General features: G+C 66.5%; 24 protein-coding genes. 13 read left to right on the top strand and 11 right to left on the bottom strand.

The features are described 5' to 3' along the window. Positions 1-75: 75 nt before the first annotated feature. Positions 76-666 (bottom strand): tetratricopeptide repeat protein, encoded by a 591-nt coding sequence (locus BUB20358_RS00670; RefSeq protein WP_006766762.1) that lies wholly within the window; start codon positions 664-666, stop codon positions 76-78. 480 nt (positions 667-1,146) lie between these two features. On the opposite strand from BUB20358_RS00670, the gene BUB20358_RS00665 reads away from it, so the two are divergent. The 3 genes from BUB20358_RS00665 to BUB20358_RS00655 all read left to right on the top strand — a co-directional run bounded on the left by BUB20358_RS00665 (position 1,147) and on the right by BUB20358_RS00655 (position 3,236). After that, on the top strand, positions 1,147-1,758 hold the full coding sequence (locus BUB20358_RS00665) for a TetR/AcrR family transcriptional regulator (RefSeq protein WP_045552282.1): 612 nt from the start codon (positions 1,147-1,149) through the stop codon (positions 1,756-1,758). A gap of 504 nt (positions 1,759-2,262) precedes the next feature. Then, positions 2,263-2,880 carry a LysE family translocator gene (locus BUB20358_RS00660; RefSeq protein WP_006766760.1) on the top strand — a complete coding sequence of 206 codons (618 nt, stop codon included), beginning with the start codon at positions 2,263-2,265 and terminating at the stop codon, positions 2,878-2,880. Between the two features lie 107 nt (positions 2,881-2,987). Next, entirely contained in the window at positions 2,988-3,236 is a 249-nt protein-coding gene (locus tag BUB20358_RS00655; RefSeq protein ID WP_006766759.1) for a hypothetical protein, read from the top strand. A 102-nt stretch (positions 3,237-3,338) separates the two neighbouring features. On the opposite strand, the gene BUB20358_RS00650 is transcribed toward BUB20358_RS00655, so the two are convergent. The 7 genes from BUB20358_RS00650 to BUB20358_RS00620 all read right to left on the bottom strand — a co-directional run bounded on the left by BUB20358_RS00650 (position 3,339) and on the right by BUB20358_RS00620 (position 10,292). Continuing rightward, positions 3,339-4,697, bottom strand: coding sequence for an MFS transporter (locus tag BUB20358_RS00650; protein ID WP_035974863.1), 1,359 nt, complete (start codon positions 4,695-4,697; stop codon positions 3,339-3,341). Between the two features lie 185 nt (positions 4,698-4,882). Beyond that, a complete protein-coding gene (gene pcaC / locus BUB20358_RS00645) occupies positions 4,883-5,269 on the bottom strand; it encodes a 4-carboxymuconolactone decarboxylase (protein ID WP_006766757.1) in 387 nt (128 codons plus the stop codon). Positions 5,270-5,278: 9 nt separating this feature from the next. Further along, entirely contained in the window at positions 5,279-6,064 is a 786-nt protein-coding gene (gene pcaD, locus BUB20358_RS00640) for a 3-oxoadipate enol-lactonase (protein WP_006766756.1), read from the bottom strand. Then, positions 6,064-7,437: a 3-carboxy-cis,cis-muconate cycloisomerase gene (locus BUB20358_RS00635; protein ID WP_006766755.1), complete on the bottom strand. Its 1,374-nt coding sequence runs from the start codon at positions 7,435-7,437 to the stop codon at positions 6,064-6,066. The genes pcaD and BUB20358_RS00635 overlap by 1 nt, the downstream gene beginning before the upstream one ends. Positions 7,438-7,523: 86 nt before the next feature. Beyond that, the gene (locus BUB20358_RS00630; protein WP_006766754.1) at positions 7,524-8,180 is read right to left on the bottom strand and encodes a CoA transferase subunit B; all 657 of its coding nucleotides are present in this window, start codon (positions 8,178-8,180) and stop codon (positions 7,524-7,526) included. Between the two features lie 16 nt (positions 8,181-8,196). Next, positions 8,197-8,913, bottom strand: a complete 717-nt coding sequence (locus BUB20358_RS00625; RefSeq protein WP_006766753.1) for a 3-oxoacid CoA-transferase subunit A — start codon at positions 8,911-8,913, stop codon at positions 8,197-8,199. 146 nt (positions 8,914-9,059) lie between these two features. Then, positions 9,060-10,292: a 4-hydroxybenzoate 3-monooxygenase gene (locus BUB20358_RS00620; protein ID WP_006766752.1), complete on the bottom strand. Its 1,233-nt coding sequence runs from the start codon at positions 10,290-10,292 to the stop codon at positions 9,060-9,062. Positions 10,293-10,453: 161 nt separating this feature from the next. Here BUB20358_RS00620 and BUB20358_RS00615 point away from each other — a divergent pair, with 161 nt between their 5' ends. The 3 genes from BUB20358_RS00615 to BUB20358_RS00605 all read left to right on the top strand — a co-directional run bounded on the left by BUB20358_RS00615 (position 10,454) and on the right by BUB20358_RS00605 (position 12,906). Next, positions 10,454-11,380, top strand: a complete 927-nt coding sequence (locus BUB20358_RS00615; RefSeq protein WP_006766751.1) for a LysR family transcriptional regulator — start codon at positions 10,454-10,456, stop codon at positions 11,378-11,380. Positions 11,381-11,469: 89 nt separating this feature from the next. Continuing rightward, on the top strand, positions 11,470-12,102 hold the full coding sequence (folE, locus tag BUB20358_RS00610) for a GTP cyclohydrolase I FolE (RefSeq protein WP_006766750.1): 633 nt from the start codon (positions 11,470-11,472) through the stop codon (positions 12,100-12,102). Then, the gene (locus BUB20358_RS00605; protein WP_006766749.1) at positions 12,103-12,906 is read left to right on the top strand and encodes an SDR family oxidoreductase; all 804 of its coding nucleotides are present in this window, start codon (positions 12,103-12,105) and stop codon (positions 12,904-12,906) included. 43 nt (positions 12,907-12,949) lie between these two features. Here BUB20358_RS00605 and epsC read toward each other — a convergent pair whose 3' ends face one another. Together epsC and BUB20358_RS00595 are read right to left on the bottom strand one after the other, a co-directional pair. After that, positions 12,950-13,870, bottom strand: a complete 921-nt coding sequence (gene epsC / locus BUB20358_RS00600; RefSeq protein ID WP_006766748.1) for a serine O-acetyltransferase EpsC — start codon at positions 13,868-13,870, stop codon at positions 12,950-12,952. A 130-nt stretch (positions 13,871-14,000) separates the two neighbouring features. Further along, a complete protein-coding gene (locus BUB20358_RS00595; protein WP_006766747.1) occupies positions 14,001-14,237 on the bottom strand; it encodes a hypothetical protein in 237 nt (78 codons plus the stop codon). Positions 14,238-14,513: 276 nt separating this feature from the next. Between BUB20358_RS00595 and BUB20358_RS00590 the strand changes: the two genes are divergently transcribed. The 3 genes from BUB20358_RS00590 (at position 14,514) to fnr (ending at position 16,828) form a co-directional block, all read left to right on the top strand. Then, entirely contained in the window at positions 14,514-14,924 is a 411-nt protein-coding gene (locus BUB20358_RS00590) for a DUF3005 domain-containing protein (RefSeq protein ID WP_035974860.1), read from the top strand. 503 nt (positions 14,925-15,427) lie between these two features. Beyond that, the gene (locus BUB20358_RS00585; protein ID WP_006766745.1) at positions 15,428-15,895 is read left to right on the top strand and encodes a universal stress protein; all 468 of its coding nucleotides are present in this window, start codon (positions 15,428-15,430) and stop codon (positions 15,893-15,895) included. A 189-nt stretch (positions 15,896-16,084) separates the two neighbouring features. Continuing rightward, positions 16,085-16,828, top strand: a complete 744-nt coding sequence (gene fnr, locus BUB20358_RS00580; RefSeq protein WP_035974856.1) for a fumarate/nitrate reduction transcriptional regulator Fnr — start codon at positions 16,085-16,087, stop codon at positions 16,826-16,828. A 51-nt stretch (positions 16,829-16,879) separates the two neighbouring features. Here the strand turns inward: fnr and BUB20358_RS00575 are convergent, their stop codons facing one another. Next, complete coding sequence (locus BUB20358_RS00575; protein ID WP_006766743.1) at positions 16,880-17,773, bottom strand: LysR family transcriptional regulator ArgP; 894 nt, start codon at positions 17,771-17,773, stop codon at positions 16,880-16,882. Between the two features lie 100 nt (positions 17,774-17,873). Between BUB20358_RS00575 and BUB20358_RS00570 the strand changes: the two genes are divergently transcribed. The 4 genes from BUB20358_RS00570 to BUB20358_RS00555 all read left to right on the top strand — a co-directional run bounded on the left by BUB20358_RS00570 (position 17,874) and on the right by BUB20358_RS00555 (position 22,099). Further along, positions 17,874-18,494, top strand: coding sequence for a LysE/ArgO family amino acid transporter (locus tag BUB20358_RS00570; RefSeq protein ID WP_006766742.1), 621 nt, complete (start codon positions 17,874-17,876; stop codon positions 18,492-18,494). Positions 18,495-19,023: 529 nt separating this feature from the next. Beyond that, entirely contained in the window at positions 19,024-19,971 is a 948-nt protein-coding gene (locus tag BUB20358_RS00565) for an aldo/keto reductase (RefSeq protein ID WP_006766741.1), read from the top strand. A gap of 565 nt (positions 19,972-20,536) precedes the next feature. After that, entirely contained in the window at positions 20,537-21,241 is a 705-nt protein-coding gene (locus BUB20358_RS00560; RefSeq protein WP_006766740.1) for a PadR family transcriptional regulator, read from the top strand. A gap of 36 nt (positions 21,242-21,277) precedes the next feature. After that, on the top strand, positions 21,278-22,099 hold the full coding sequence (locus tag BUB20358_RS00555) for a siderophore-interacting protein (protein ID WP_006766739.1): 822 nt from the start codon (positions 21,278-21,280) through the stop codon (positions 22,097-22,099). Positions 22,100-22,217: the final 118 nt, after the last annotated feature.

Genomic DNA, 22,217 nt, shown 5'->3' with positions numbered 1-22,217 from the left:
GAACTTCGATAAGCCCCCCCGGTGTGGCGCGCGATGGTGGTCTCCCCGCGGCTGCCCCCGTTGCTGAATGCCCGGTCAATACCCGTACCAGTACGTCTGCTGCCACACGCCGTAGTACGGATAGCCCGAGTACCAGTAGCCGTAATAGACGTCACGCCATTGCGTGCGCCATTTCCAGTCGTCTTCGTCTTGCTTCTTCGCGTCGCGCGCGAGCGCCAGCAGCTTCTTCGATTCCTTGTCGCCGCGCGCGGCCGCGATCGACAGCCACTTGTCCGCCTCGCGCGGATCGGAGCCCATTTCCTCCAGACCGAACAGGTAGAAACTGCCCAGCGCCTTCTGCGCGTTCAGATCGCCGCGCTCGGCCGCCTCGCGCATCCATTTCAGCGCCTGGTAGCTGTCCTGGCGCACGCCGTCGCCGCGGAAGTAGCGCAGCCCGAGGTCGTATGCGGCCTTCGGCTGCGTCTTCGCGGCCTGCTTGAGCGCGGCGATGCGCGCGTCCTCGTGCCCGTCCGCTTCGTCTTTCTTTGGGTAGGAAACCTGATCTTTGGGCCGATCGAAACACCCGGTGTCGTCGCAGATCCGTACCGTCTTGCTGGTGACCGACGGATCCTGCGCGCACGCGGCCAACAGCAGCAGCAGCCCCGGTGCGGCTAAACGGCGATACATTGGACTTTCCTCACGTTTTATTCGCGCCGCACTGCTTCGCGCTTTCCACCCCCGCGAGCGCGCACCCGGTTTGCGCGCGGCGCGGCGAATGGTTCGCCGACGCCGACATGCGTTCCAACGCACTCTCAGGTTCTCTTTTCGTCTTGCCATGCCGCTGCAACCGCGGAAATCGAAGACCGCGCAGAAACGCACCCGCGCATGCCGCCCCCGATTCGCTCCGTCGCGCGAAACCGCGCGCGCCATAGCAGCGACGCGAAACCGCCGGCTTATCGGCTCAGGTCCCGCTTGTCCAAAGCAGGCACCTCTTTTTCTGGTTTCAAATGATACATATCGGTCTATCTAATAGTCAAGATAACTTACGACCGTATATTGCGGGCGACGCTCGATCCCGAAACGCGCGCGTCCGGATCCAATGTGACCGATCGGTACGATGTAGAATGCGCAGTCTGTGCAGTCGAAGGATCAAGGAGGGAGCCGTTCGTGCGAGCCAGCAAACGCCAATTGGTAGTCGATACTGCTACCGAACTGTTCTCCAAGCACGGCTTTCATCCGGTCGGCGTCGACTGGATCATCGACGATTCCCGTGTCGCGCGAATGACGCTGTACCGGCATTTTCCGAGCAAGGACGATCTGATCCGCGAAGTGCTGATCCAGCGTTACGACATGATCGTCGGCAGTATCGACGCGCAGCTGCAGCACGTGACCGATCCGGTCGAGCGCGTGAAGACGATCTTCGACTGGTACGAAGCGTGGTTCAATACGCCGGCATTCGCCGGCTGCCTGTTCGAGCGCGCGTTGGCCGAATTCGGTACGGCGTACTCGCCGATCTCGGACGTCGCGATCCGTTATCGCCGCAAGATGGTCGAATGGATCGCCGAACTGCTCGCGGATCTCGTTTCGCCGGAAACTGCCAAACGCTTGGCGACCGTTTATATGATGCTGCTCGACGGCGCGACGGTCGAAGCGAGAGCGTTCAACGACTCGGCGTCCGCGGGCCGCGCGTGGCAGGCCGCAAAAGCGCTGCTCGAGCAGGAAGTGCGCGCGCACGGCGTGCGGGTCGAAAGCGAGGATTCCGATCCAAAGCGGAGGTGACGGGTTTTAATCGGCCGTTGGGCCAGTCGTTCGACGAGGCGATCCGGTCAAGACAAAGGGCCTTTGTGCCGCGTCGTCATAGTCGGCCGGCGGATATGCACGGCACGCGTATCCGATCGTCTGGTTCGAAGGTGCGCGGGCCGGTCGTGGCACTCACAAGAATATGTTTTTGACGTCGTAGAAAAATCAGTTACTTCCAAGCCTTTTAAAAGCGACGCCCGCTACGCTCCTTGGAAAACGTGTCCTTCGACACGAAAATTCTCAGAAAAGCGCTCGTTGGAAAGTCGCGCCCTGTGTCGCTCGATCGCTGCTTCGCACCGACAGACCACATATCGGAAACCGCGGTGGTCTTTTCCGGGAGCTTGCAACACAGCGCTATGTACACGCGGCGCAGCCCGCCACACCCGTACCGGCACCCGCCTGACAAACCGTACCGGTACTGTACAGAAAACCGTCGCTAAACTGGCTCCATCCCAGCCCTGCTTCGAAAACGGAGAACCCGCGATGGAATTCCTGACCCTCAGCGCGCTGCCTGCCGGCATGCTGTTCGCGCTCGTCACGTCGATCACGCCCGGCCCGAACAACACGATGCTGCTCGCATCCGGCGTCAACTTCGGTTTCCGTCGCACGGTGCCGCATCTGCTCGGCATCAGCATCGGCGTCGCGATCCTGATGCTCTGCGTCGGTTTCGGTCTCGGCGAAGCGTTCAAGCGTGTGCCGCTGCTGTATACGATTCTCGAAATCGCGAGCGTCGCGTATCTGCTGTACCTCGCATGGCGCATCGGCACGTCCGGCGAAGTGAAGGCGCACGGCGGCAAGCCGCGGCCGCTGACGTTCGTCGAAGCCGCCGCGTTCCAGTGGGTCAATCCGAAGGCGTGGATGATGGTGCTGACCGCCGCGACGACGATCCGCCTGTCCGCCGACTACGGAATCAACGCCGCATGGATGGCCGTCGTGTTCGTGCTGATCGGTTTCCCGTGCATCAGCCTGTGGGCGGCCTTCGGCTTGGGCCTCCGGCGCTTCCTGTCGAACCGCCGCGCATTGCGCATCTTCAACGTGACGATGGCCGTGCTGCTGATCCTGTCGCTGTATCCGCTCGTCGCTCACCTGCTGCCGCAGTAAGCGCTCACCGCGTGCCCGTTGAGCTTCATCCGATGCAGGCGTACCCTTCCGGTACTGGCGCGCGCACCCGCTTCGCCGCTTGCGCCGCTGCTGTCTGGAGATTGCCGATGAAGCCAATGCTGAGAGCAGGCGAGCGCATCGAGGGCATGCACTGGATTGCCGAGTATCACCCGCTCACCCACGACATCCGCGTGCTGCGCGAAGACATCGAAGTGGGTACGTACTGCGCGCCGCCGACGCTGTTCGGCGACGAGCAAGACATGGGCGCCGCGAACCTCGCCGATCATCGCTGTCGCGAAGCCGCGCTGCGCGCGTATCTGCGCAACTTCGTCAAGGAGCACGACGCGGAAGAATGAGCGGCACGCGCTGTGCCGAATCGTCGGGCGGCGCATCCGCGCAGCCCGGCCCGCTTTCGCATATCCGCCGCCGGCCTGCCCCGCGCGCGGGCCGCAGTGCAATCAATGACCGATCGGCTCGACGTTGCCCGCAGACTGCGCAATCACGTGCGGCCGCGCAGCCTGCTTGATCAGCAGCGCGACGCACGCGAGCAGCCCGGCTACCGCGATCGTCGCGAACACGCCCGCGAACGAAAAGTGCCGGCGCGTCAGCTCGGCGACGAGGAACGACCCGGCAATCCCGCCGAAGCGGCCGACGCCGAGCATCCATGCGACGCCCGTGCCGCGCCCTTCGGTCGGATAGAACGCGGCGGCGAGCGCCGGCATCGACGATTGCGCGGTATTCATCAGCACGCCGGCCACGAACACGACCAGCACGAGCATCCCGACGTTGCCGGCCGCTTGCCCGATCGCGTACACGCTGATCGCCGTCAGCGCATAGCAGACGGCGATCACGCGATTCGCGTTGAAGCGGTCCATCAGCACGCCGCACAACACGGCGCCGACGCCGCCGAGCGGGAACAGCGCAGAAATCAGCGTCGCGCTCTTCGGCGTCAGGCCGGCATCCTTCAGCAGAATCGGCATCCAGTTGATCGACGCGTAGAAGATCACGAGCCCCATGAAGTACGCGAGCCACAGCATCACCGAGCCGACGACGTACGAACGCGACAGCACGACGCCCAGCCCCTTGCTGCCGGTCGCCGGCGCGGATTCCGTCATCGCGAACGAACCGGCATTCAGCGCGTCGCGCGAGATGCGCGCGAGCGTCGCGCGGATCCGGTCGACGGCATGGCCGTGCGCGACCATGAAGCGCACCGATTCCGGCATCTTCAGCAACAGCAGCACGCCGAGCACGAGCGGCGTCACGCCGCCGAGCACCAGCACGCTGCGCCAACCGAAATGCGGAATCATCCACGCAGCGAGGAAACCGCCGAACGCGGCGCCGAGCGGAAAGCCGCAGAACATCAGATTGATCACGGTCGCGCGCCGCTTGTCCGGGCAGAACTCGCCCATCATCGTGACCGCGTTCGGCATCGCGGCGCCGAGCCCGACGCCGGTCACGAAGCGCAGGACCGTCAGGTGCCCGATCGTCGTCGAGAACGCGGAGCCGAGACACGCCGCGCCGAACAGGAACACCGAGCCGAGCAGCATCACGCGGCGGCCGAGCCGGTCGGACAGCGGCCCCGACACGAGCGCACCGCACGCGAGGCCGAACAGCGCCGCGCTGAGCACCGGCGCGAGATCGGGTTTCGTGAGGTTCCATTCGCCGAGCAGCGACGGTGCGATAAAGCCGATTGCGGCCGTATCGAAGCCGTCGAGCAGCACGATCACGAAACACATGACGAACACGAGCCATTGAAAGCCGCCGAACGGCTGCTCGTTGATGAAAGTCTGTACATCGACCACCGGTGCGCGATTCATCGCGAGTCTCCTTGTCGACCGGAACGCGCGCGTCGCGCGCTCGGGTCCCATGCAAAGCTGATATAAACGGCGCGGCGTTCAAGCCGCGCCTTTCGTTATCGCGCACCGATTCGTTGCCGGCGCGCGCATTCGTCGTCACGGCCCGCCATCGATATCGACAGCGGGCCGCGCGGCACTGGCATCACTTAGCCGGCCGCATCCTGTTCCTTGAAGATCTTGTCCGCGAGATGGAACGCGGAATTCGCCGCCGGCACGCCGCAATAGATCGCCGTCTGCAGCAGCACTTCCTTGATCTCGTCGCGCGTCACGCCGTTGTTGCGCGCGGCGCGCAGATGCAGCGCGAGCTCCTCGCTGCGGTTCAGCGCGACCATCATCGCGATGGTCAGCAGGCTGCGCGTATGGCGCGGCAAGCCTTCCCGCGTCCAGATCTCGCCCCACGCATAGCGCGTGATCAGGTTCTGGAATTCGTCGGTGACTTCGGTGCGGTTCTCGAGCGAACGGTCGACGTGCGCGTCGCCGAGCACTGCGCGACGCACCTTCATCCCGGCTTCATAACGTTGCTGATCGTCCATCTCGGCGCCTCACGCGGTCAGGAAATCGAGCAGCGCGCGGTTGAAGCCGTCGGTGCACTCGATGTTCGAAATGTGCGCGGCGTCGAATTCGACGTGGCGCGCGCCCGGAATCGCCGCCGCGAGCGCGCGGCCCTGGTCGGGCGGCGTCGACAGATCGTGCGTGCCCGTCACGACGAGCACCGGCAGCGCAATGCCCTTCACCTCTTCACGCAGATCGGCTGCATTCAGCGCATCGCAGTTGGCCGCGTAGCCGTCCTTGTCGGTGTGCACGAAGGTGTCGCGAATCGCGTCGACCAGACGCGGCTCGCGCTCGACGAACGCGTTCGTGAACCAGCGCGGCAGCACTGCATCTGCGAGCGCGGCCATCCCTTCGGTGCGCGCCTTCTGCGCACGCGGCGCCCACACTTCCGGCGACCCGATCTTCGCGGCGGTGTTCGCGAGCACCGCACGACCGATACGCGACGGGAAGCGCGCGGCGAGCGCCGCGCCCGTCAGGCCGCCCATCGAGATGCCGCAAAAATGCGCGCGTGCGATGTCGACGTGGTCGAGCAGGCCGATCACGTCGCCGGCGAGCTGGTCGATCGTGTACGAACCGGCCGGCGCGTCCGAATGGCCGTGGCCGCGCGTGTCGTAGCGCAGGATGTGGAAGTGCTGCGCGAGCGGGCGAACCTGCGGCGCCCACATCTGCAGATCGGCGCCGAGCGAGTTCGAGAAGACGAGCCACGGCGCGTCGTCGCGCGCGGCACGGTCGATCCGGTAATGCAGTTTCACGCCGTTGACAGTGGCGAAAGGCATCAGTGTTCTCCTGGTTGTTGCGCGCCCGCATGCAGCGCGAGCACGGCATCGACGTAGGCCCGCGCCTCGCCGACGTAATGTGCGGGATCGAGCAGCCGGGCCAGCGCGTCGCGCGACAGGTGCGCGCCGACGGTTGCGTCGGCGGCGAGCACGTCGAACAGCGTCGCACCGGTACGCACGGCCTCCTTCGACGCGTGCTCGACGATGTGGTGCGCATCGAGCCGGCCGATCCGGTCGCCGAGCGCGAGCATCACCGCTTCGCCGAGAATCAGCCCGTGCGTGAGGTCGAGGTTCGCGGCAAGGCGCCCGGTATCGACTTCGAGCCCCGCGACGATCTGTGCGATCTGCGCGAGCGCGCCGCCGGTCAGACGTGCCAGGTCGGGCAGCGCGTCCCATTCGGCCTGCCAGCCGCCGAGTGCGCGCTCGTGTTCCTGCACCATTCCGGCGAACACGGTCGCGACGAGGCCCGGCGCGCGCACGGCGGCGGTCAGCACGGCCGCGCAGCCGACCGGGTTGCGCTTGTGCGGCATCGTCGACGAACCGCCCTTGCCGGCGGCGGCCGGCTCGCCGAGTTCGCCGACCTCGGTCTGCATCTGCAGCGACACGTCGCGCGCGATCTTGCCGAGCGTGCCGACCAGCATCCCGAAGCACGACGCCGCTTCCGCGATGCGGTCGCGCTGCGTGTGCCACGGCACCGCGGGCCGCGCGAGTTTCAGGTCGGCCGCGAGTGCGTCGGTTACCGCGCTCGCGTGCTCGCGCAGGCTCGCGAGCGTGCCGGCCGCGCCGCCGAACTGCAGCACCAGCGCGCGCGCACGCAATTCGGCGAAGCGCGCGCGATGCCGCAGCAGCACATCGAGCCATTGCGCGAACTTCAATCCGAGCGTGATCGGCAGCGCCTGCTGCAGCCACGTGCGGCCGATCATCGGCGTCGCGCGATGCGTGCGCGCGAGCGCGGCGAGCGACGCACAGGTTTGGTCGAGCAACGGTTCGAGCACGTCGAGCGTGTCGCGCAGCTGAAGGACGGTCGCGGTATCGATGACGTCCTGGCTCGTCGCGCCCCAGTGCACGAATTTCGCGGCTTCGGGATCGTCGGCCTTCACTTGCGCGGTGAGCTGCTTGACGAGCGGAATCGCGAGATTGCCGCCGAGCGCGGCGTCGCGCGCGAGCGCATCGGCGTCGAGCCGATCGGCGTCGCATGCGCGTTCGATCGGTGCGACCGCTGCCGCAGGAATCACCTGCCGCGCGGCCAGCGCGCGCGCGAGCGCGGCTTCGACGTCGAGCATGCGCTGGACCGTCGCGCGAGGCGACCAGATCCGGTTGAGCGGCTCGGTGCCGCAGATGAGCGAGGTCAGGCGGGCGCTGTCTTCGAGCATGGCATCTGTGTGGGAAACGGCGTGCGCCTATTGTCCACCCAAGCGTGCCGGCGTGCGCGAACCCGCGCTCGCCGGCCGCTCCCGGTTCAGGCGGCCGCCTTTTGCGTCGCGTCGATCAGCGGCACGCCGGTCAGCTTCTGCAGTTCGTCGAACGACAGATCGGTGAAGATCTCGCGCACCGCGAGACCGTCCGCCGTCACGTCGAGCACGGCGAGATCGGTATAGATGCGGCTCACGCACCGAACGCCGGTGACCGGATACGAGCACTGCGCGACGATCTTGCTGTCGCCCTGCTTCGTCAGGTGCTCCATCATCACGAACACCTGCTTCGCGCCAATCGCGAGATCCATCGCGCCGCCGACGGCCGGAATCGCGTCGGGCGCGCCGGTGTGCCAGTTCGCGAGGTCGCCGCTTGCGGACACCTGGAACGCGCCGAGCACGCAGTAGTCGAGATGGCCGCCGCGCATCATCGCGAATGAATCCGCGTGGTGGAAATACGCGCCGCCCGTGAGCAGCGTCACATGCTGCTTGCCGGCGTTGATCAGTTCGTCGTCTTCCGCACCGGGCGCCGGCGCCGGGCCCATGCCGAGCAGCCCGTTCTCGCTGTGCAGGAAGATTTCCTTGGTCGGATCGAGGTGGTTCGCCACCAGCGTCGGCACGCCGATGCCGAGATTCACGTACGCGCCTTCGGGGATGTCCTGGGCGACGCGCTTGGCCATTTCATCGCGGGTCAGTCGTTTCATGTCGGTGTTCCTCCGGTCAGGCGGCGTGGGCTGCGGCACGTTCGGCGGCCAGCTCGGCCGCATGCGTGGCCTGCGGCACCTCGACGATGCGCTGCACGAAAATGCCCGGCGTCACGATGTGCTCCGGATTCAGCGCGCCGAGCGGCACGACCTGCGACACCTGGACGATCGCGACCTTCGCGGCGCTGGCCATGATCGGCCCGAAATTGCGCGCCGTCTTCCGATACACGAGATTGCCCCAGCGGTCGCCCTTGTATGCCTTCACGAGTGCGAAATCCGCGTGGATCGGCGTCTCGAACACGTACGGCTTGCCGTCGATCACGCGCGTTTCCTTGCCTTCGGCGAGCTTCGTGCCGTAGCCGGTCGGCGTGAAGAAGCCGCCGATGCCGGCGCCCGCCGCGCGGATGCGTTCCGCGAGATTGCCCTGCGGCACGAGCTCCAGCTCGATTTCGCCGGCCCGGTACAGCGCGTCGAACACCTGCGAATCGCTCTGGCGCGGAAACGAGCAGATGATCTTGCGCACCCGCTTCGCTTTCAGCAGCGCGGCGAGACCCGTCTCGCCGTTGCCCGCGTTGTTGTTGACGATCGTCAGCTCGCGCGCGCCCTGCTCGATCAGCGCGTCAATCAGTTCGGACGGCATGCCCGCCGTGCCGAAGCCGCCGATCATGATTGTCGCGCCGTCGTGGACGTCGGCGACCGCCGACTGAAGCGATTCGAAAATCTTGTTGACCATGTCTGTTCCTGATACGAACCCGCGGCAACGATGCGCGGCCTGTCGAGGGGACACGCGCATGCGTCGCGTGCCGCGCCGCAGCCGGATCCGACCGCGGCATTTGTTCGTCTATCGAACCTAGATTCGATTAGCGAACGATGGGCCGATCATAGAGTCGCGCACAGCGCGTTGTCAAGGCGGGGCGCATCGGGCGGCGTCGCGTCGTCGAACGGCAGTCCGACGTAGTTCTCGGCAAGCGACTGCGCGGCGGCGCGCGAGCGCGTCACGTACTTCAGCTCCGCGAGTTTCAGCCGGTTGACGAACGGCGTGTCGTCCGCCGACGGATGGAGCATGTTCGTCATGAAGTACGAGAAATGCTCGGCGCGCCACACGCGTTCGAGGCAGGTCGCCGAATACGCGTCGAGCAGCGTCGCGTCGCCGCTTCGATAGCGCGCGCCGAGCGCGCGCGACAGCGCGCGGACGTCGGCGACCGCGAGGTTCATCCCCTTCGCGCCGGTCGGCGGCACGATGTGCGCGGCGTCGCCGGCGAGGAACAGACGGCCGTATTGCATCGTCTCCGACACGAAGCTGCGCATCGGCGTCACGCTCTTCTGCGTGATCCGGCCCTCGGTCGGCGTCCAGCCGGTGTCGTTCGAAAAGCGCGTATGCAGTTCGTCCCAGATCCGCGCGTCGGGCCACTGCGCGAGATCCTCGTCCGGCTTGCACTGCAGATAGAGACGCGTCACCGTCGGCGAACGCATCGAGAACAGCGCGAAGCCGTTCGCGTGGTGCGCATAGACGAGCTCGTCGAGCGACGGCACCGCGTCGGCCAGAATCCCGAGCCACGCGAACGGGTACACGCGCTCGAACGTATTTAGCCGGTCCGCCGGAATCGTCTGCCGCGCAATGCCGTGGAAGCCGTCGCAGCCGGCGATGTAGTCGCAATCGATGCGCTCGGCGCGACCGTCCGCATGCTTGAACGTGACGAACGGCCGCTCGCTGTCGACGTCGTGCAGCGCGACGTCGGTCACTTCGAAATGCATCGGATGCCTATGCCGGACGCCGGCCGCGATCAGGTCGCGCACGACTTCGTGCTGGCTGTAGACGGTGATCGCCCGCCCGCCGGTCAGCCCGGACAGATCGATCCGATGGCGCCGGCCGTCGAACAGCAGCTCGATGCCGTGATGCTCGAGCCCTTCGCGGCGCATGCGCTCGCCGAGCCCGGCTTCGTTCAGCGTATCGACCGTGCCTTGCTCGAGCACGCCCGCCCGGATCCGGTTCTCGCAATACTCGCGCGAACGCGCTTCGACGAGGATCGAATCGACGCCTTGCAGACGCAGCAGATGGGAAAGCAGAAGGCCGGCCGGGCCGGCGCCGATGATGGCGACCTGGGTACGCATGGTTTGTCTCCTGTCGATCGCAGCGGGCCGTTGCGGCCGCCCGGATCGGGTCGAAATTGAACTTCGGTTCGATTAGTGAACGCATTTCAGCGCTTTCCCGACTATGCGGCAACGCGATTACCGAGATAAGTTCTATTCGGTTACGAGATAGTGGTACGACGATGGACGCCCTCGATCTGAATCTGATTCCGTACCTGGTCGCGCTCGACGACGCGCGCAACGTCAGCCGTGCCGGCGAGCTGCTCGGCGTCAGCCAGCCGCGCGTGAGCACCGCACTCGGCAGGCTGCGCGAATACTTCGGCGATCCGCTGTTCGTGCGCACGTCGCGCGGAATGGAGCCGACGCCGCGCGCGCTCGCGCTGCTGCCCGCGGCCCGCGACGCGCTCGCGCAGATCGAGCGCGGCCTCGTCGCGCCGCACGACTTCGACCCGGCGGCGAGCACGCATACGTTCTCGATCGCGCTGTCGGACGTCGGCGAGATCGTGTTTCTGCCGAAGCTGCTGCAGGCATTCGCGATGCACGCGCCGCATGCGAATCTGCGCTCGGTATCGCTGTCGCACGACGAAGTCGGACGCGGGCTCGAAGCCGGTTCGATCGATCTGGCGGTCGGCTACTTTCCGGATCTCGACGGCAACAACTTCTTCCAGCAGCGTCTGTTCACGCACCGGTTCGTCTGCCTGATGCGCCGCGGTCATCCACTCGAACACGCGCAGCCGTTCACGACCGAGCAGTTCCTCGCGTGCGGGCACGCGGTGGTCCGCGCGGAAGGACGCAGCCAGGAAGTGCTCGAGAAATTCCTCGCGAAGCAGCGGATGCAGCGCCGCGCGGTGCTCGAGACGCCACACTTCATGAGCCTGCCGTTCATTCTGAGCCGCACCGATCTGATCGCGACGGTGCCGCATGCGATCGGCTATGCGTATGCGGCCGAGCACGCGTTCATCGTGCCGGTCGAGCCGCCGCTGCCGCTGCCGCGCTTCGACCTGAAGCAGCACTGGCATCGCAAGTTCCACAACGATCCGCGTACCGCGTGGCTGCGCGGCGTGGTCGCGTCGCTGTTCAACGACGAGCAGGACGAATGGCCGAAGTGAGCGGCGGGCCGTGCGCAAGACCCGCGAAAGCATGAAACAATGCGCGGATATCGCGCCGCCGCAGGCGGCCGCTTCGATGGAGCTGATACATGGTGGGTAAGAAATCCGCGCGGTCCAAGCCGGCCGCGGCCCGGCCGAGCCGGGAAGAAGCCGAAGATGCCGTACGCGTGCTGCTGCGCTGGGCCGGCGACGATCCGACGCGCGAAGGGCTGATCGACACGCCCGCTCGCGTCGTGCGCGCATACGAGCAGTTCTTCGCGGGCTACGCGGTGGAGCCGCGCGACATCCTCGCGCGCACGTTCAGCGAAGTGGACGGCTACGACGAGATGATCGTGCTGAAGGACATCCGCTTCGAAAGCTACTGCGAGCACCACATGGTGCCGATCATCGGCCGCGCGCACGTCGCGTATCTGCCGAACAAGCGCGTCGTCGGCATCTCGAAGCTCGCGCGGCTCGTCGATGCGTTCGCGAAGCGACTGCAGATCCAGGAAAAGATGACCGTGCAGATCGCCGATACGCTGTTCGACGTGCTGCAGCCAAAGGGCGTCGGCGTGATCCTCGAGGCGGCGCACCAGTGCATCTCGACGCGCGGCGTGCACAAGCCCGGCGTCGAAATGGTCACGTCGCGCATGCTCGGCACGTTCCGCACCGATCCGTCGACACGGCGCGAATTCCTGTCGATCGTCGCCAATCCTTCTTCAGTGAATCTGACGAACACGTAAATGGAGCCTACGAAGCAAACGGCGAACACGCCGGTCGTGCTCGTGACCGGCGCGGCGCGCCGCGCCGGGCGCGCGTTCGCCGAGTATTTCGCCGCGCACGGCTATCGCACCGCGGTGCACTACGATCGCTCCGCCGATGCCGCGCACGCGGCCGCCCGTGCGATCGCCGAACAGGGACACGATTCGGCCGCGCTGCAGGCGGATCTGTCGGACGCCGCGCAGGTCGCCGCGCTGATCGACGCCGTATATGCGCGCTTCGGCCGCCTCGACGTGCTGGTCAACAACGCGTCGGTGTTCTGGCAGGATCATTTCCCGAGCTTCGATCTGGCCGCGTTCGACCGCGCGTGGTCGGTCAATTGCCGCGCGCCGATCCTGCTGACGCGCGCGTTCTACGAGCGTGCGCGCGCGGCCGGCACGCAGGGCGTGGTCGTGAATGTGGTCGATCAGAAGATCAAGGAAAACTTCCACCGCGACCACTTCAGCTACACGGTCGCGAAGGCCGCGCTCGGCAACCTCACGCAGATGCTCGCGCTGTCGGCCGCGCCGGTGCTGCGCGTCAACGCGGTGTTCCCCGGCCTGATGCTGCCGAGCGACGACCAGACGCAGGCCGATTTCGAACACGCGAGCCGCGCGTCGACGCCGCTTGCGCGCATCGCGGGCCCCGACGACGTCGCAAGCGCGATCCTGCTGCTGACCGGCAGCGCGTACAACGGCGTGGACTTCGTCGTCGATGCCGGGCAGAACCTGATCCGCGTCGACCAGGACGTGCTGTACAAGCATCGGTCGCCGGCCGGCAAGCACTGATCTCGGCAAACGGCGGCGGGGTGCCTCACCGCGCCGCCCCGCGTCACGCCTTCTCGGCGCGCTCCCCTTCGCGAATCTTGCCCTGCGCGACGCTGGTGCCGGGCGGCACGCTGTGCGTGAGCCACACGTTGCCGCCGATCACCGACCCGCGCCCGATCGTCACGCGGCCGAGAATCGTCGCACCCGCATAGATCACGACGTCGTCCTCGACGATCGGATGCCGCGCGTTGCCCTTCACCAGCGCGCCGTCGCCGTCGGATGGGAAACTCTTCGCGCCGAGCGTGACGGCCTGATACACGCGCACACGCTCGCCGATAATCGCCGTCTCGCCGATCACGACGCCGGTGCCGTGATCGATGAAGAAGCTCGGGCCGATCTGCGCGCCGGGATGGATGTCGATGCCGGTGGCCGAGTGCGCGATCTCGTTGATGAAGCGCGCGAGCAGCGGCACGCCGAGCCGATGCAGCGCATGGGCGAGGCGGTGATGCATCATCGCGAACACGCCCGGATAGCACAGCAGGATTTCGGTGATGTGCTGCGCGGCCGGATCGCCCGCATAGGCCGCATGGATGTCGCTGACCAGCAGCGCGCGAATTTCCGGCAGCTGGTGGCCGAATTCGCGCGCGACCTCGAACGCGCGTTCGTCGAGCTCCGCAGCGGGCGTGTCCGCATGCTCGGGCAGGAACGGCAGCGCGCGCCGAATCTGTTCGGACAGCACGCGCAACGTGCTTTCGAGCGTATGGCCGACGTAATAGTCGACGCTTTCGTCGGTCAGATCGGGCGCGCCGTAGTGCGTCGGAAACATCGACGCGCGCAGGCCGGTCACGATCTTGCAGATCGCGTCGCGCGACGGCAGCTCGCGGATGCCGCGCGGATGACGCGTGCGATGGCGTTCCTCGCGCGACTGCCGCAAGCCGGCGACGATTTCTTCGAGGCCCCACTGACGGGCGGGTAATGTCGACATGGCGAATGCACGCGGCCGCGCGATCGCACGGCCGCAAATAAAGTGACGGGTTCCGCAAGATTACCGCGTTTTGCGGTCGCGAGCGGCCCGCCAGGCATCGGCCGAACGGCCGACGATGCTCTGCCCGCCGTCAGACCGTGATGCTGCTCGCGTCGATCCAGCGCACGGCCCAATCGCGCGCATGCGCGATCGCGTCGCCTTCGTCGTTGAATTGGAGATCGGACGGGAAAAAGCGGTTCGCGACGAGTTCCCCGTCGCTCGATCGCGAGATCACGACGTAGGGTTTGAACGAACCGTCGCTCGCGCGCGCGGGCGCGCAGTTCAACAGGTAACCGCGATGCGTGAAGGCCGTAGTAGTCGCTTGCATGAGTCCGCCACCTCTAGTCCCTTGTTTGTTGTTCGCTACCCGTCTTTAAGGGTGCTGCGGCGCCCCGGTGCGGGCGGAGGCGGCGAGACTGCACCCCTGTCGCCGCTTCGCAGGAAAAGAATCATACTCTGTAGAAAACGCGTGTTCTAGCTGAAATAAATCATGACAAATCAGCACGCGCGGAGCGGCTGCGGCGAGCGCCCGCGCGCCTTCTCCCGTCGAGCCCGGAACGGGACTTGCTTGAATCCGGAGCGCTTCGCCGCCAGGAGAGCCGCGATGGAATTGCTCGCTCAAACGCGTCCTGCGCGCCCGCGCAGCATCGAGCTGGACAACGACGACACGCACGACAGCACGGTCGACACCGACGGCAAGAATCGCGAGGCGGCACGCCTCGCAGGCGGCGGGCCGGTCTCGCCCGACCAGATCACGCGCAGCAACGCATCGCTCGTCAACGCGATGCCCGAAGCCGGCGACGGCTTTGCGGGATTCGACAGCCGGCCCGGCGGCAACCATCCGGCGTTCGCGCTGCGCGCGGGCTACGTGGTGATCGAGAAAGGTTTCGACACGCCGGCGCACGTCGGCGACGCGCTGTTCGGCGCGGTGCACCCGATGTACGGCGGTGCGTACGGCGCCGGCCACGGACGCCGGCCGGGGCGCGTGATCGAATTGGCGGCGGCGCCGAAGTAGGTAACGCGCCGTTTGAATCGGTCGTTTGTCGGTCGTGCCGGATCGATCGACGATCGCGTGTGAACGCACGCGGCAGCGAACAGGTATGCGCGACGGTTGCGCGTGTGCAGCTGGAACACGTGCGAGGTCGGCGCTCCGGAAGCTGGGCGTCGAGCACCGGCCGTTGAGCGGATGCCGTCGTTGCGTCGACATGCGTGCGCGTTGATCGACGTCACGGCGCCGCGGCCCGTTTGCGATCTAATGGCGGTGCGCTGGCTCTCGCCTGCATCGCCGCGGGCCGCAGTCGACATCGCACGCCGCACCTGTCGCCGCATGCATTGCATGCATCGACGTCGCGCGTTGCGCAGTCGCGGCAGCGCGGGCAGTTTCGGGTTCGGACGCATGGCCGGCGCTTCGCTGTTCGCTGCAGCGCGCGCAGCGTTGGTTTACTCTGCATCGCAGCAACATGCGCCGCGACCCGGCCGTTCGGCCGACTTCTTTCCCACCCGTCACTCGGAGACACTATGTACAAACGCATCCTGGTTGCCGTCGACGGCAGCGACACGTCCCGTCATGCGTTCGACGCCGCGCTCGCGCTCGCGAAAGAGCACGGTGCGGAGCTGCAGCCGTTCTACGTCGTCGAGAACGCCGCGATCTATTACAACGTGCCCGGCTACGATCCGTCCGTGCTGCGCGACCAGCTCGTCGCGCAAGGCAGCGCGCTCGCCGCGGAATTCACGAAGCTGATGCAGGCAGCGGGCGTGAAGGGCGAAACGCTGATGAACGAAGCGTCGTCGCTGAACGACGTGTCGTCGTTGATCCTCGACGGCGCGAAAACGTTCGGCGCCGATCTGCTCGTGCTCGGCACGCACGGCCGCCGGGGATTCCGCCGCCTCGTGCTCGGCAGCATCGCCGAACAATGCGTGCGACATGCGTCGCTTCCCGTGCTGCTGATTCCGGCAGCGGCGCACACCGACGAGCAGGAAACCTGAGCTGCGTCGGCGCGCGCCGCGCCACACCCGACCTATCGCGATGCGCGCATGCGGCAGCGGTGCGAGTGCGCGATGCGACGCCGCGAAGCATGAGCGCAACCGGCGTGCGGTCGCGACGTTTTGTCACCCGACAGCCGCATGTTGCGGTGGGACAATGATTCCGTCGATTCAATGCCGGAGTAAACGATCATGCTGACGCCCGTCGCTACACGTCCCGCCGCCACGCCGCACGCCAGCTGGGCGCCTCGTCAGGCCGCGCACTGCTCGTCGTGCGCGATGCGCCATCTGTGCATGCCGCAGGGCCTCGCGCCCGAAGCGCTGAGCCGCCTCGAGTCGGTGATCTGCGCGGCTCGTCCGGTGAAGCGCGGCGAGGCGTTGTTTCGCGAAGGCGATGCGTTCGACAATCTGTACGCGGTTCGATCCGGTTCGCTGAAAACCGTCGCGACGCGCCACGACGGCCGCGAGCAGGTCACCGGCCTGCATCTCGCCGGCGAAGCGCTCGGCCTCGACGGCATCTGCGACGACACGCATCCGCGCACCGCGATCGCGCTCGAAGACAGCTCCGTATGCGTGATCCCGTACACCGCGCTGAAAGCGCTGTGCTCGGAAGCGGGTTCGATGCAATTGCGGATGCACAAGCTGATGAGCGAGCAGATCGTGCGCGAAACGTCGCAGACGATGCTGCTCGGCTCGCTGAACGCCGAAGAGCGGGTCGCCGCTTTCCTGCTCGACGTGTCGGCGCGCTACCTGAAGCGCGGTTATTCGCCGTCGGAATTCAACCTGCGGATGACGCGTGAAGACATCGGCAGCTATCTCGGGATGACGCTCGAAACGGTGAGCCGCACGTTGTCGAAATTCCAGAAGCGCGGGCTGATCGAAATGCGGGGTCGTCTCGTGCAGATCGTCGACTTCGACGGCTTGCATCACGTCTGACACGGCGCGGCACGCGCGCATGTCGCGAGCGCCCGCCCCCCATTCTCCCAATCAATCCAGAAACAGCGCGGCGCGTGCTTTCAGCGCGGCGCTGAAATCGTCGAGCCAGCCGATCGACAGGCGCCAGCTCTGCCAGTAGAGCTCGATATCGACGGTTCGTCCGGCCGACATGTCGACCAGCTCACCGGCGGCCAGTTGGCGATCGACCATCCGGTCCGGACACATTCCCCAGCCGAGCCCCGTTTCGCACGCGCGCAGATAGCCGGCGACATGCGGGATCCAGTGCTGCGGCGGGTCGAGTTCCGCGCGCGTCACGCGCCGGATGAAACGCGCCTGCAACCCGTCCTTCGCATTGAACATCACGCACGGCGCGCGACGCAGCGCATCGCGCGTGATGCCCGCGCTGAAATAACGCGCATGAAATGCCGGCGAACACACCGCGCGATACCGGATGCGGCCGAGCCGCGTCGACCGGCATCCCTGAATCGGCTCGGCCTGCGCGGTCACCGCGCCCTGCACGCTGCCGTCGCGAATGCGCGCGGCCGTGTAGTCCTGGTCGTCGATCACGAGATCGAGCAGCGTCTCGCGCTCGGTGCAGAACGGGCCGACCGCATCGATGAACCACGTGGCGACGCTGTCGTCGTTGACGGCCACGCGCAACGTCGGCCACGCGCTCGCGATCTGACCGGGCAGCGCCGGCATCCGGCCGGACAGCTCGGCTTCGAGCAACTGCACGCGCTCCGTATGCCGGCACAGCAGCGCGCCCGACGTCGTCGCGACACACGGCTGCCCGCGCTTGACCAGCACACTGCCCACCCGTTCCTCGAGCAATTTCACGCGCTGCGAAACGGCCGACGGCGTGACGTTCAGCTCTTTTGCGGCGCGCTCGAACGAGCCGTGCCGGATCACTGCCGCGAGGGCGTCGAGCAACGCATAGTCGAGCATCAGTTTTCCTTAATCGACATTAGGTGAATTAGCTTCTCTTATTCGGATCGCGACCGCAGACTAGCGCTACCCGATCGATTCGTCTACTGCTGTCATCCACATGAACTGGCTTGCTTTCTCTCACGGCGCCGCACTGTGCGCGTCGCTCATCGTCACCATCGGCGCGCAGAATGCGTTCGTGCTGCGTCAAGGGATCATGCGCTCGCACGTCGGCAAGATCGTGCTGCTGTGCGCGCTGTCCGACATGATCCTGATCGCCGCGGGCGTCGGCGGTGCATCGGCGCTCGTCGAACGCTATCCGGCGTTCGTCCATGCGGTGCTGTACGTCGGTCTCGCGTATCTCGCGTGGTTCGGCATCAACGCGCTGCGTCGCGCCTTCAAGCCCGGACACGAAACGCTCGACGTCCGCGGCGATGCGGTCGCGCCGCCGCCGCAAAGCGCGGTCGCGATCGTGCTGATGACGCTCGCGTTCACGTGGCTGAACCCGCACGTGTATCTCGACACGTTCCTGCTGATCGGCACGGCCGGCGCACGCGAGCCCGAAGGCGCGCGGCTCGCGTTCGCGATCGGCGCGATGACGGTCAGCATCGTCTGGTTCATCGGACTCGGGTACGGTGCGCGGCTGCTCGCGCCGTGGTTCCGCAAGGCCGTGGCCTGGCGCGTGCTGGACGGCGCGATCGGCAGCATGGTGCTGTTTCTCGCGGCTGTGCAGTTGCGGTAAGCGTGCAGCGGAAAGTCGAGCGACGTGATTCGGCGGGGTCGCGCCGGTCGATCTCTCGTGTCCGTAGGGAGGCAGCAGAATCGGAATCGCCTGCCGTCATATGGACCGATGCGCTTGATCGATCAGCAACGAGCGGATCGGACGCTTCGGCTACGATGCGGTCGACCAGCATCGAGGCCGCGCTCGTTTGCGTTGCAACGACGATAACGATCACGTCATTCGGGGCTTCAACAGATGTCGCAGGCCTGGCGCGCGACGTGCGCCACTCCGTTGCTCGCGTTCGTCGCGTGTTCCGCCCGCCACGACATTGATCCGGGTCGGAAACGCCGGCATCACTCAGACCGCACCGGCTACGTCCGCCATCGCGACGAAGCGTCCGTCATACCGCCACCCACACTGCTCGTGCTGTTCGATACGTAGCCGAAAACCACCGTTGCCCAGCCCGCGTCGGAACCTCTGCCCGGATGTCGCCGTCAGAGCGTGACGACGCAGTTCGATCCTGTCACCTCGCAACCACCCGGAGACGAACATGGCACTACGCAACCTCGGCACGTCAAGCATTCAGGTTTCGCCGCTCGCATTCGGCGGCAACGTATTCGGCTGGACCGTCGACGAAAACACGTCGTTCTCGCTGCTCGACGCACTCGCCGACACCGGCATCAACTTCATCGACACGGCCGACGTCTACTCGGCATGGGCGCCCGGCAACCGCGGCGGCGAATCGGAAACGATCATCGGCAAGTGGCTCAAGCGCTCCGGCAAGCGCGAGCAGGTCGTGATCGCGACGAAGGTCGGTCTGCTCGAAACGCGCGCAGGCCTGTCGAAGGACAACATCCTGAAAGCCGCCGACGATTCGCTGCGCCGCCTGCAGACCGACTACATCGATCTGTATTTCTCGCACCGCGATCTCGCCGACACGGCGCCGCTCGAAGAAACGCTCGCCGCGTATCGGACCCTGATCGACGCGGGGAAGGTGCGCGTCATCGGCGCGTCGAACTACAGCGGCGCGCGCCTGCGGGAAGCGGCCGACATCAGCAAGCGCGACGGGCTGCCGGCCTATCAGGTGATCCAGCCGGAGTACAACCTGTACGACCGCGCGGAATACGAACGCGATCTCGAGCCGGTCGTGCGCGATCTGAAGCTGGGCGTCGTCAACTATTACGCGCTCGCGAGCGGGTTCCTGTCGGGCAAGTACCGCAGCGACGCCGACCTGAAGAAGAGCGTGCGCGGCGATCGCGTCGCCCGCTATCTCGACGAGCGCGGACGGCGCATTCTCGCGGCGCTCGACGCGGTCTCGGCAAAGCACCGGACGCAGCCGGCCGCGATCGCGCTCGCATGGCAGATCGCGCGGCCGACGATCACCGCGCCGATCGCGAGCGCAACGTCGCTTGCGCAGCTCGCGCTGCTCGGCGAGGCCATCCGCGTACAGCTCGATCAGGACGATATCCGCCAGATCGACGAAGCGAGCGCTGTCTGACGCGTTCTTCACGGCGGCCCGGTCTGCGGAATCGCGCCGTTTCGCGGTTTCGTGCTCGGGCCGTTTGCCGATGTATCTGTGCGGCGGCACGTTGCCGAAGCTTGCAAGCCGCGGCTCACATCGAGCTCACATTCAGCTACCAAGCGGCACGACCGGGCCCTAACCAAAACGTCCGCTCCGATCCTTGCGCTTCATCGAAGCCGCTCCGCCCCCAAGACGCGGATACCGATAAGGCGGAAGACCCTGCGTCGTCACATTCGGACGACGAACGCGCCAAAGCGGGAACACCCGAGCGTGAGCGCCTTGACCGACACGAGCACTTCCTCAAGCTGAGAGACGCTCGCGGCTACTCCGAAAGCCCGAGTTCTGTCGCCAAACGATCGCCGCATGCGCGTGCCGACGAGTTCGAGCGAAGCCCGCCCGTTCCGCCGTCGTCGAGCCGGAAGCCACCAAGCGGCCGCGTGCCGTCACCTGACCACCCCATCCCGCCCTCAATAAATGTCCTTGACGCTCTATCTTTCGATATATATCTTTAGATATGTTTTCTGATAGACAGGACACGATCATGCGACACACCCCCTTCCACGCCCATCGCCAATGGAACGATCACGGCCCACACGCGCACCACGACTGGGTTGCCGGTCTGTGGCACGCGATCGGCCGTCACCGCCGCGGTCACGATCCATTCGGCGGCGGTCCGTTCGGCGGCCGCGGCGGACGCGGCTTCGGCGATTTCGGCGACGACGGCATGCCGCGCGGCCGCCAGTTCAGTTCCGACGACCTGCAGCTGCTGCTGCTCGCGCTGATCGCAGAGCAGCCGAGCCACGGCTACGAGTTGATCAAGGCGCTGGACACGCGCTCGAACGGTTTCTACAGTCCGAGCCCCGGCATGGTGTATCCGGCGCTGACTTATCTCGAAGAAGTCGGCTTCGTCGCGTCGCAGGCGGAAGGCAACCGCAAGCGCTACGCGCTCACCGACCCCGGCCGCACGCATCTGGACTCGCAGCGCGAACGCGTCGACATGCTGCTCGCGCGTCTCACGCACCTTGCCCGCAAGATGGAGTTCATGCGCCGCGCGTTCGCCGGCGAATCGGCAGGCGACACGCCAGACGACGCCCAGCCGGGCTGGCTGCCGGAGTTCGTCGAAGCGCGCGTCGCGCTCAAGCACGCGCTGCTGCACAAGAGTGCGGCGACCGCCGACGAGCAACGCCGCATCGCGGCGATCCTGCGCCGCGCGACCGCCGAGATCGAAGGCCGCACCGACGCGTGATCCGCGCCGGCCCGCCCACACAAGGAGAACCGATCGATGCAGAACACTTCCCAGCGCACCGTGACGCGCGTGCGCCATACCCTCAAATTCCGGCTGCTTCAGGTGCTGCGCGTGCGCACCGTGACGCCGCATCTGCTGCGCGTGACGCTCGGCGGCGCGGACCTTGCCGACTTCGAATCGGCATCGTTCGACGATCACGTGAAGGTATTTTTCCCGGCGGCCGGCGCGGAGCGCCCGGCGATGCCGACGCTGGGACCGAACGGTCCCGAGTTTCCCGACGGCGAGCCGCGGCCGATAGCGCGCGACTTCACGCCGCGCCGCTTCGATCGCGCCGCGTGCGAGCTGGATCTGGAATTCGTGCTGAATCATCCGGGCCCGGCCTCGCAATGGGCCGCGCAGGCACGCGCCGGCCAGTGGCTCGGCGTCGGCGGCCCGCGCGGCTCGTTCGTGGTCCCGACCGATTTCGACTGGCATCTGCTGATCGGCGACGATACGGCGCTGCCGGCCGTTGCGCGCCGCCTGGAGGAGCTGCCGGCCGGCTCGCGCGCGGCGGTCGTGCTCGAAGTCGCGGACCGCACCGCGCAAATCTCGTTCGATACGCGCGCCGACGCGCATGAAATCTGGCGCTTTCGCGCCGAAGCCGATCCGGCGGACGGCGACGTGCTGCTGAATGCGGTCCGCGACCTGCCGCTACCGTCGTCCGGCGACGGCTACGTGTGGGCAGCCGGCGAAGCGCAGTCGATGCGGTCGGTGCGCCAGCATCTGACCGGCGAGCGCGGCATCGACAAGTCGCGCATCCGCGCGGCGGCTTACTGGAAGCGCGGCGCGGCGGCCGTGCACGAAACGCTCGAAGACTGACGGACGCGCCCCCGCTTCAACGACCGGAGAGCGGCGCAAGCGCGCACGGCCGGGCTTGGCATCGGCATCGCGGCTGGTATATATGTATGTCTGCGGCGCCGCTGTCGGGCGACAGCCG

The organism is Burkholderia dolosa (genome assembly GCF_902499135.1).
In the GTDB taxonomy this organism is placed as follows: domain Bacteria; phylum Pseudomonadota; class Gammaproteobacteria; order Burkholderiales; family Burkholderiaceae; genus Burkholderia; species Burkholderia dolosa.
The sequence above is the reverse complement of the archived record's forward strand: the minus strand, read 5'-3'. Positions and strand labels throughout refer to the sequence as shown.